The organism is Pseudoalteromonas piscicida, assembly GCF_002744175.1.
GTDB classification, from domain to species: domain Bacteria; phylum Pseudomonadota; class Gammaproteobacteria; order Enterobacterales; family Alteromonadaceae; genus Pseudoalteromonas; species Pseudoalteromonas piscicida_B.
Window position 1 is genome coordinate 68,371 of the sequence record NZ_NKHF01000029.1, and the last position, 10,248, is coordinate 78,618.

Genomic DNA, 10,248 nt, shown 5'->3' on the forward strand with positions numbered 1-10,248 from the left:
TTTTTATATTCAATTCTATACTTGCATCTTACTTAGGGTTTGTCGTATTACTAATAGATAATAAAAGGCTAATTTATCTCGTTTCCTAAAAATGAAAGGCAAAAATGCGAAAATTAATTAATAATGAAAAATGGTCCCTTGACGCCATAGATAGCAAGCTAATTGCGCTGCTAGAAAGCAATAGTCGAGTGTCAGTTGCTGAAATGGCAAGGGCCGTCAATATGTCTTCGCCAAGTGTAAATGAACGATTGAAACGAATGGAAGAGTACGGCGTCATTCATAAATACAGTATTGAACTTGACCCTGAAAGCTTTGATTACCCGCTAACCGCAATTGTGCGTATTCGTCAACATCCAGGTAAACTGAAACAACTCGAAGCGATGATCCAAAGTATTCCTGAAGTGATTGAATGTGACAAAGTGACAGGAGAGGATTGTTTTTACGTAAGATTATGCTTTGAAAGTATGCCGAAATTAGACGAAATTTTGGATCAAGTCTCTACCCTAGGTGATACTCATACATCGGTAGTTAAATCGACAATAGTCAAGCGCAGAAACGTCCCGTATCAGAATCGAAAGAGATAATGCTACATATCTTAAATATTTATGTTTAGTTGGCTAGAACAATACACTACTAAACATCAACATATTTATAGTTTGTCACATTTTTTATCGTGATACAGTCATCAAACCGTTTTTGAGTATGGTAGTATCCGTGCAGCAGTTTTTTACGAGATAGATTATGTTTCAACCAGTTAGCCTCTTTGTCGGGTTAAGATATAGCCGCGCTGCGAAAGGTAATGCGTTTATATCGTTTATCTCATTTTTCTCCATCGCTGGTATCGCCCTTGGCTTGATGAGTTTGATCACCGTCAGCTCAGTGATGAATGGCTTTGAGCAAACCTTAAAAGCCGCCATGCTAGATTTGATCCCGCATGTGCAAATCAAAGAAAATGAGCAACTCAATCAAAATAAATTACAAGCCATTGAAAACCACTCTTTGGTTAAACAAGTATCACCATATGTTACGAGTGATGTGATTTTACAAACGAATCAAGACTTAATTGGGGTACAGTTACAAGGGTTGTTTAGTGGTTATGAAAGTGCACTAGATGATGCCATCCGAGCGGGCAGTTTAGCGCGACTACACGAACAAAAATATCAGGTTGCATTGAGCCGCTATTTGGCTAACAAACTTGGCGTGAGTATTGGTCAGCAAATTCGTGTGATTATGCCAGAGTACACCACTTATACCCCCCTTGGTCGTACACCTACTCAGCGCCTATTTACGGTTGCTGCGATTTATGACGGTCAAAGCGAAGCTGACACCTATTTGGCTTTTGCCGATGGTAAGAGCTTGCAGCGCTTAATGCGCAAGAAGCCTGAGCAATACGACCTAAATATTCATTTATATGATGCCTTTAGCCTACATAATTTTTATCAGCAAGCGGGTAATTTATTAAATGGCCTAGAGACCCAAGATTGGCAAACTCAGCAAGGTACTTTATTCGCCGCTGTTGCAATGGAAAAGCGCATTATGTCGTTGTTATTAGGCCTTATAGTGATAGTCGCAGTGTTTAATATTATTTCAGCGCTATCTATGATGGTAAGTGAAAAGCAAGGGGAAGTTGCTATTTTGCAAACACTTGGCTTTACTCCACAGATGGTAGCCAAAGTGTTTATGGCGCAAGGAATGTATAACGGTGTATTTGGCACACTAATAGGTGTAGTAGGCGGTTTACTGCTTTCGAACAATATCAATGAGGTATTACACCTCGCTGGCCTTCAGCTGCTTGGTGGCGCTGAACTTCCGGTCAAAATAGAACTAACAGATTTAATGATTATGGCAGTGGGCAGCATTTTGCTAAGCTTTTTAGCGACCTTGTATCCAGCTAAACGCGCGTCGAGTGTGCTGCCAGCAGAGGTATTAAGATATGAATGATTTAGTCATAGACTGCCAAGATTTGGTCAAAAGTTACCAAGACGGTAAAGCAGAAGTAACCGTATTAAAAGGCGTTGATTTATCTGTAACCCAAGGTGAGATGCTTGCCATCGTGGGCAGCTCTGGTTCAGGTAAAAGCACCTTACTTCATATTCTCGGCACCTTAGATAAAGCATCCAAAGGTAGTGTTAAAATTAAAGGTGTTGAAGTTGGTAAGCTGTCGCGTAAAAAGCAGGCTGAATTTAGAAACAAACACCTGGGTTTTATCTATCAGTTTCATCACTTGTTGATGGAATTTAGCGCAGTAGAAAACGTTGCTATGCCGCTATTAATTGCTGGTAATAAAGCGAAGCAGGCGCGCGAAAAAGCACTTCAAATGCTCGATAAAGTTGGCCTTAGCCACCGAGCTGATCATAAACCATCGGAGCTCTCTGGTGGCGAAAGACAGCGTGTAGCGATTGCAAGAGCTTTGGTAACAGAACCGGATCTCGTGCTTGCTGATGAACCTACCGGCAATCTTGATAAGCATAATGCGCTGAGGATCTATGACCTCCTAGCTGAACTCAACCAGCAGCTAAAAACCAGCTTCGTCGTGGTAACACATGACTTAGAGCTGGCGGATAAGCTTGGCCGGGCAGTGCAATTAGACGACGGCAAAGTGGGTGTGTATCAGCATGCTTAGTTATTTTTTAAGCAAACGCTTTAGAGAGTCTAAACGTCAACTTGGCTTCATTGGTTTTTTAACCCGTGCCTCTACACTTGGGGTAATGCTAGGAATGGCCGTGTTGATAGTGGCACTTTCTGTGATTAATGGTTTTGAAGAACAACTAGAGCAGCGTCTCTTGTCGGTAGTTCCTCAAGTCAGCTATCAAGCACCATACGATCCCATTCAGGCATGGCAACAAAAAGTTGAGATTTTAGAGCGTCAGCGCGGTGTTGTTAGTGCGACGGCTGAAATTAACTTAACCGCTATGCTGCAATATAAAGGCACCTTAAAAGCAGCGCAGTTAAAAGGAGTTGTGCCCAATAGACATCATACGGTTTCGAGCATTAACGACTTTATTAAAGATATTGAGCTAAAAGCACTTAAACCGGGTGAGGTGATCATCGGTAAAGGAATAGCCGACAAACTTGGCGTTGTGGCCGGTGATAATGTGCAACTCTTGGTTGCTAATAAGCATTCGGATAATCCATTGGCGGCACCTAAGCGGTTGACGGCGACGGTCGTTGGACTTATCAATATGGGGGGGCCGCTGGACCAAACCCTAGCTTTGGTGCCTATTAGCGCATTGCAAGATGCGATGGATTTTAGAGAAGACCAAGTAACGGACTTGCGTGCTAAAGTGAGTGATGTCTTTCAGGCACAACAAATTGCAACATCAGCGGGTAGGGCATTACCCGATTTAGTGTATGTTTCGTCTTGGTTTAGGACGCAAGGTGGACTGTATCAAGATATTCAGATGGTGCGCACTATCGTCTATCTCGTGGTATTTCTTATCATCGCTGTAGCGAGCTTTAATATCGTCTCTTCTATGGTGATGGAAGTAAAAGAAAAGCGGGCGGATATCGCCATTTTGAAAACCATGGGTGCACAGGACAGTACGATTTTCTCTACTTTTGCATTACAAGGGGTGACGTATGCAGGGATTGGTGCATTGCTAGGCACTGGGATCGGCATTTTTATTGCTATTAATATTCCCGATATTTTTAAAGCCTGGATCAATATGAGTGATAACAATCCGCTTGAAGGCGTCTACTTTATTGAATACTTACCGAGCAAAATTATTTGGACAGACATTTATATCAGTTTAGTCACCACTTTTGTTATGGCAGTCGTTGCAAGCTTATATCCCGCTTGGCAAGCCACCAAAACGGATCCTGCCAAAGTATTGGGAAATGGGTAACACCTAAAACCGTAGGTCGGCCTTTAGGCCGACATCTAATACGCGTAGGCCGAAAACTCGCGAATTACAAACTTTGAGCGTAATGATACAGGGCTTTTAAGATCTGCATATTGCGCTCGTTGCCTTCATTCTCTGCGACTAAATTTTCAAGCTCAAGCATAAAGTCTTCGGCTGAAATGGAAGGGTTGTCTTCATTATGCATCAGTTTGTTCTGACAGTATTTACGCCATCTATCAAGTTCTGCGGGCGAGAGTGATTGGGGCCAATTTCTGGCGCGGTAGCGAAATAGCAAAGTGTTGAACTTGCTATCTTCAAAATCAAGTTCCATGCTTGCTAACGCTTCAGGTGATGCATTGCGAATAATGGCAAACTTGGCTTTATCTGCTTTACTGGTAAAGCCATCGTAGAGTTGATAATCTGGATTACTTGGTTTCTCAAATCCATTTTCATCGCTAAAGACTTCTGCAACTTTATCCCTTAATTCAGGGCGGGCCTTAAGATATTTTAAGTTTTCAAGGCAATGCTCGCGGTCAATTCCAAGCCTTGCCGCATTTTCAGGCAGTAGGGTCTTAGCTGGTGCTACCAGCGGGCATTTATTGATATGTACTAGTTTTAATCCAACCGGTAGCTCATCGTCTCCCAATTCACTGCGCTTTGTATACAGCCGTGCTTTTAGGGCTTCAACATCTAAGTCATTTAATACTTCTGGCGACTGTGTTAAATCAAAGCAGATCACCGCGTTGCTATTAACCGGATGAAAACTCATAGGCGCAATCCAGGTAGTGCAACCTTGTTGCGCTGGAAACATAGAAGAAACGTGTACTAAAGGCTGCATATTGAAAACGTCGATTAGGCTCGATACCGCTTTTTTGTGTCTGTGATTAAAGTAGAACTCATATAGTTTTGGCTGCTTAGTTTTAATCAGTTTAGCCAGCGCAATCGTTGCGGTAACGTCGCTCAGGGCATCGTGGGCCGCACCGTGCTCAATGCCATTGGCTACGGTCAAGTGTTCGAGTTTAAAGCTTGGGTTGCCATCTTCACGGGTTGGCCATTCAATTCCTTCAGGACGAAGCGCATAACAGGCTCTTACCAGATCTATAATGTCCCAGCGGCTATTGCCATTTTGCCATTCGCGTTCATAGGGGTCATAAAAATTTCGATAGAGGCTATAACGGGTCAACTCGTCATCAAAACGAATGCTGTTATATCCCGCAACACAGGTTTGCGGTTTGGCAAATTCCGCGTGTATTTTTGCCATAAACTCCGCCTCAGTTAAACCTTTTTTAAGCGCTAACTGTGGTGTGATCCCAGTAACCAAACACGCCTGAGGATGGGGCAGGTAATCTGGTGCAGGCTGACAATACTCAATCAGAGGCTCACCAATAATATTGAGATCCAGATCCGTTCTGATCCCAGCAAATTGGCTTGGCCTGTCTTTTTGCGGCGTCGCGCCCCAACTCTCGTAGTCGTGCCAATAGATAGTGGGTGTATTCTGGTCGTTTTCTGATTGGCTCATATTAATCATAAAATCAATGGCTTATTACTATTTTAGTTTTCTCTTCGTTTTTCCATGTTTCTTGCAATTATGCACAAGTGTGTATGTAAGTGTGTATATCAAAACTACCAAGTGTGTATATCGTGGTAACTATGGCAGTAACAGACGCTAAGCTGCGAAAGCTAATAAACAAGAAAAAAGATCCTATTGTATTATCGCATAGAGACGGACTAAGAGTAAGACGTAATAGCAACGGAACACTGGCGTGGCAATATCGTTTTAGATACCTTCGGAGTCAGCAGATCGTCACGATTGGTTATTATCCAGACTTATCTGTAAAAGACGCACAAGATTTAGTGTCACTCTTAAAAGCTTGGATTGTGGCAGGGTAAGGTCTGCGGGTAAAACTTAAGGAACGTAGGCAAGGAGAGATAGCTAGACGCACGCCAGCTCAGATAACAGCAGCATGGTTTAACGCTGTGAAATCTAAATTCAAAGAAAAGACGCAAAGATTATACGCAAACAACATTAATAAATGGATCTTGCCGCACCTAACAGAAAAGCCTCCGGAAAACATATCACCTGCAGACTGGCACAAGTTTTTTGACTTTGTAAGAAGTGAAGGCTCAGCCAAGCTAGCGCCTATCATTTTAATACGGTTAAAGTCCGCATTAAGGTGGGCTGCTATGGGTGGCGAAATACCCAATAACAATCCTATTTTAGATCTAAAGACCAAGCATGTTGGTGAGCCTAGCACTCAAGGGCAACGTTGGCTAACATTTAAAGAGATTACATTACTCCGGCGTCAAATTGAGCAATCAAAGGCAACGTCTACAACCAAAGCATGTTTACAAGCTATATTTATTATCGAAGCAAGACTAGGGTGAGAGCATACTTTGATTACTTATAAACCAAAGAACACCTATGCCCTAAATTTGTCGTTCCATCCTGCGGTTTTCAATTTGCTGCGTTGACTCGATAAGCCACACTCACACTGCCTGAACATATTCATTACAAAATGCCTGAATAGGGCCACATTTTCCACCGCACCATCGAGACAAACTCTTGATGAATTCTCTTTAAAAACAACATCTAGCACATAGTGCTGACCGTTCTCTATACGCCAGTGTTGGCGGATGTAGTGGCCTAGCATCTTTTGTCTTGGTGACATTGAGCTGACGTAGTAGCTGGTATCAATACTGGTTTTACCGCGATGATACTGATACTGCGAATTGTCGGCCAACGCGCCGATAACGTTTCGTCTAATTTTAGCTTGAGTTGATACACTATCCGCGTCTCTGTGCGACCATGGGCTTGCTGCTCTACCTCGGTTACGACTTGCTCCTTACCAGCATCGAATACGCGTTGAAATTGCTCGGTTACAGTCTGGTATAGCTTGGGTTGATTCTTTTTAACCTGTGCCACAACATTGGCTTTTGTTGCAGCAATCGTTTCTAGTGTTTGCTGTTGACAATGTAGCGCATCCACTGTGATAACACCGCCCTTAATATCAAGCACTTCAAGCATTTGCCGCCCAACACTTATCTCGCCTTGCTTGGTTTCGGTGGACTGTTGTGACAGTACTAACCCAGACTATGTATCGTATGCAGTAACAAGTTGTAATGCCACCTTGTTATCGCCGCGATACAAACCACACAGTACTTTGCCGTCGAGTACAATAACTTATTTACCCGCGGTTTGTCGCAGCTCGTTGACCCAGTTTAACAGAGCTTCCAGCAGTGATTCTGCCACCACAGATTTGAGGATCCGAGCGATGGTATGGCGCTTTGGGATCCCGTTTTTAAACGGCCGATACTGCCCTGCCGCAAACAACCTTCAGCACCTGCCATGATGGCACTAATAACAAGGAAAATGACATCAACTAAGTCGTGCTTTTTGTTAATATCAGAGCGAGTTTCTTCTACAAATGTAAGGTGTTCAATCAGGTTCATTGGTTGCGCCTAGCAATGGTGTTGGCGTTCTTTGATCATAAATTAGCTAAAAGTGCGATCCCGCACTGATTGACCACTGGAAAGTAACATTCCTTGAACTAATGAATTTTATTTATATAGATACACCCGAATCCAAATCTTAATTTAATAACTAAAAATTCAGTTTTTTACAATTGTTATTTGATTAAATTTCAATATTTATTTGAAGAATGTTCGCTATCAACTCATTATATATGTTGATTATCTGGTAAAAGGTTAGCTTTGTGATATAAAGTTATTACCCCCATAGCATAAGTAGCTATCTCTGGTCTTAGAAACACTACAAAGTTAGATTATAAAGGGTGAAACACGATTAACTCGTTTTTAACTTACTGAGGAAGCTTGTATGCCTAAGTCATTTAAAAGTACTATACCCGTTGTTCTTTTTTCTTTTCTAGTAGGTTGTGGAAGTGGTTCTGATAAAGCCAGCTCTGCAAATGATAACGCATCAAAAGAGCAAAGCAATAGTGGCGATAATAACGGTAATTCCGTTGATAGCCCAGGAGGTGGAGCCACTAGTAACTTTACGGCTAAACTTGGCGTTGCTATAGATGGAAATTCAGATCGAATTGAAGATATGCGTAAAATGGCAAAAATAATATATGCAGAAAATGATAATATAAGTGGAACTCTAAATTTTGATTATAAGCATGGTAATAGCGTTGGTTATTATGTTAAAAATGAAAATGATGGGTTAATTCATACTGGTATAGATATTCAAAGCGATGAAAAGGAAAATGCTGTTAAGATTGGTTCACTGGTAAATGGTGAAGTTGTTGGTATAGTTGATAGTTTTGGTGCTGTTATTGTCCAAACACTTATAGGCGAAACTCCGTATCATATCTCCTTTCTGCATTTAGATAATATACAAGTTAATGTAGGGGATGAGGTCAAGCAAGGCCAAATATTGGGAGATGAGTCGGATACCTCATTATATGACACATCACAACATCTTCATATTGAAGTATTTACGCCATGCATGGAAACAATTCAAAATGAGGTTTTGGATGTAGATCCTAGAGCTGTAACATGGAAGTATGCTATAGACCCCATATCAATAGTCGATGACCTTACCGAAAAAGGCTCGCACAAGGTATCACATAAAACTTATTTTATTGATGTTGGGTTTGCTAATAACGACGACTTTGAACCTGGAGTAAATAATACACTTAAAGGGTGTGTCTTTAATTCGGGCGGATTTGAGGACAATATTACTTTTCAGATTTTAGATGAAGATAATGAAGTTCTTTCAACTGAATCCTATAACTTAAAAAAAGCGAATAACTTATTTTCTTCTGATACTGTTGCGGATTTAACCGACTATAAATTCGGTACTGAGGCTGAATTTATGGAAGGTGGAACTGCATCAAAGTTAAGTATTACGTTACAACAAAGGAATGCTCTAAAAACGACTTATGAGCTTGACGTTAAAGCTTTGCCTTCAAGCGAAGATCACTCTACAAAAATAGAGTTAGGTTTAGCTGGGAGCTATTACTATTTCAGTGACTCGGTATCGATAAATGGATGCATAGAAGATCCCGATGGCATAGAGTCTATTACCCTAAAACTATATGATGCAAATAACAAGACATGGCTTGAGCCATATACTCGGGGCATTGGGCAAGAAGATACTTTAGATAGTTTGGCTTCATGTTCCGAAGAAAAGGATAATTCTATAAGTTTAAATAGTGTAAAGTACAAATCGCCATATAATCTGCCTATGGGTGACTATTCACTTTATATGGAGGTAGTTGACACTAAAGGAATCGTAACTGATAGTCAAAGTCACTCTTTTAAGGTCATAAACTCTGTCGCTAAAGTCGAGCATGTTGACGGAAATGCTAAGTCTGGAGCATCTAATAAGTTTGTTATCAAGCGAATTGAAAATGACGAAAACTATCATCAAATAGTAAACCTACCTCAGTCATGTTTAAGGTTCGATATAAATGGAAATGTGAAAATTATATATGGTAACTTTGAACAAGCTGAGGACCTGGGTATCTATAGGCAATACTTTACAACATACTACAGTGCAAAAGAGGTTCCAAAAGGACTTCATAACTTTGAATTTTATTCACAATGTGAAAAAACTCATCCTAAAGTAACTTTAGCTAGCGGAACTTTTATGTTTGAGTAAATAATAACAAGAGTAGGGCACCTAAAGCTCTACTCTTATTAAAATTCTATAAGCCATTAATTAGTCGCCCCTGAAACCAATTTAATTCATTGAATTACTTGAAGATCTAAACGATCTTACTACCCTAAAATTGCAGCTTTTTTGAATCACATAGCCAAAACATCGCAATTTGAGTGTAAAAATGAAACCAAAACCAACCACGCAAATGTCACCTTCCCATAAAATGAGACATGCATAATTGGAGTTTTCTGCAATCATTAAAGCAGGAGACTAATTATGAAAAATCACGTTTTACCGAATCAAAGATCATTGCAGTGCCAAAAGAAGCTGACTCAGGTATGAAAGTTGAGGACGTATGTCGTAAACACGGTATTAGCAATGGTACGTTTTACAACTGGAAGTCGAAGTATGGTGGTATGGAGGCTTCTGATGTTAAAAAGCTTAAAGAGTTTGAAGAAGAAAACCTTAAGCTCAAAAAAATGTATGCTGAAGCCAGCCTAGAGAATAATGCGATTAAGGAGCTCTTTGCAAAAAAGGGTTGGTGACAGCAGACAAGCGTAGTTGCGTAAGCACCTTGGTTGAAGCAGGCCTGAGCGTTGTAAAGTCATGCTCATTTGTAGGGCTCAGCCGCTCAACTTATCACCGCCCAGAACTGGACTGGCGTTATGCAGACGCTGCTGTCATTAATGCGATTAAAGAGGTACTTGAAAAGTCACCACAAGCTGGCTTCTGTAAGTGTGTGGGCAGAATAAAATTTAAAGGGTATCCGTTTAACCGTAA

Annotated in this window: 8 protein-coding genes and 2 pseudogenes; 8 read left to right on the forward strand and 2 right to left on the reverse strand. The window is 41.0% G+C overall.

Annotated features, from left to right (window positions below):
- Positions 1 to 104 precede the first annotated feature (104 nt).
- From CEX98_RS07115 to CEX98_RS07130, 4 genes are all read left to right on the forward strand, one after another.
- On the forward strand, positions 105 to 584 hold the full coding sequence (locus CEX98_RS07115; protein ID WP_099641408.1) for an Lrp/AsnC family transcriptional regulator: 480 nt from the start codon (positions 105 to 107) through the stop codon (positions 582 to 584).
- A 157-nt stretch (positions 585 to 741) separates the two neighbouring features.
- Complete coding sequence (locus CEX98_RS07120; RefSeq protein ID WP_099641409.1) at positions 742 to 1,941, forward strand: lipoprotein-releasing ABC transporter permease subunit; 1,200 nt, start codon at positions 742 to 744, stop codon at positions 1,939 to 1,941.
- Entirely contained in the window at positions 1,934 to 2,623 is a 690-nt protein-coding gene (lolD, locus tag CEX98_RS07125) for a lipoprotein-releasing ABC transporter ATP-binding protein LolD (RefSeq protein ID WP_099641410.1), read from the forward strand. The genes CEX98_RS07120 and lolD overlap by 8 nt, the downstream gene beginning before the upstream one ends.
- Positions 2,616 to 3,845, forward strand: coding sequence for a lipoprotein-releasing ABC transporter permease subunit (locus CEX98_RS07130; RefSeq protein WP_099641411.1), 1,230 nt, complete (start codon positions 2,616 to 2,618; stop codon positions 3,843 to 3,845). The genes lolD and CEX98_RS07130 overlap by 8 nt, the downstream gene beginning before the upstream one ends.
- 64 nt (positions 3,846 to 3,909) lie before the next feature.
- Here the strand turns inward: CEX98_RS07130 and sbcB are convergent, their stop codons facing one another.
- Complete coding sequence (gene sbcB / locus CEX98_RS07135; RefSeq protein ID WP_431520156.1) at positions 3,910 to 5,361, reverse strand: exodeoxyribonuclease I; 1,452 nt, start codon at positions 5,359 to 5,361, stop codon at positions 3,910 to 3,912.
- Between the two features lie 131 nt (positions 5,362 to 5,492).
- Here sbcB and CEX98_RS07140 point away from each other — a divergent pair, with 131 nt between their 5' ends.
- Both CEX98_RS07140 and CEX98_RS07145 read left to right on the forward strand, forming a co-directional pair.
- Positions 5,493 to 5,732, forward strand: coding sequence for an Arm DNA-binding domain-containing protein (locus tag CEX98_RS07140; protein ID WP_099641413.1), 240 nt, complete (start codon positions 5,493 to 5,495; stop codon positions 5,730 to 5,732).
- 63 nt (positions 5,733 to 5,795) lie between these two features.
- On the forward strand, positions 5,796 to 6,227 hold the full coding sequence (locus CEX98_RS07145; protein WP_277948917.1) for a hypothetical protein: 432 nt from the start codon (positions 5,796 to 5,798) through the stop codon (positions 6,225 to 6,227).
- A gap of 35 nt (positions 6,228 to 6,262) precedes the next feature.
- On the opposite strand, the pseudogene CEX98_RS07150 reads toward CEX98_RS07145, so the two are convergent.
- Positions 6,263 to 7,292: pseudogene (locus CEX98_RS07150) on the reverse strand (ISAs1 family transposase).
- 385 nt (positions 7,293 to 7,677) lie between these two features.
- On the opposite strand from CEX98_RS07150, the gene CEX98_RS07155 reads away from it, so the two are divergent.
- A complete protein-coding gene (locus CEX98_RS07155) occupies positions 7,678 to 9,468 on the forward strand; it encodes a M23 family metallopeptidase (RefSeq protein ID WP_099641415.1) in 1,791 nt (596 codons plus the stop codon).
- Between the two features lie 230 nt (positions 9,469 to 9,698).
- Positions 9,699 to 10,248 (forward strand): annotated as a pseudogene (locus CEX98_RS07160) (transposase); the annotation flags it as partial.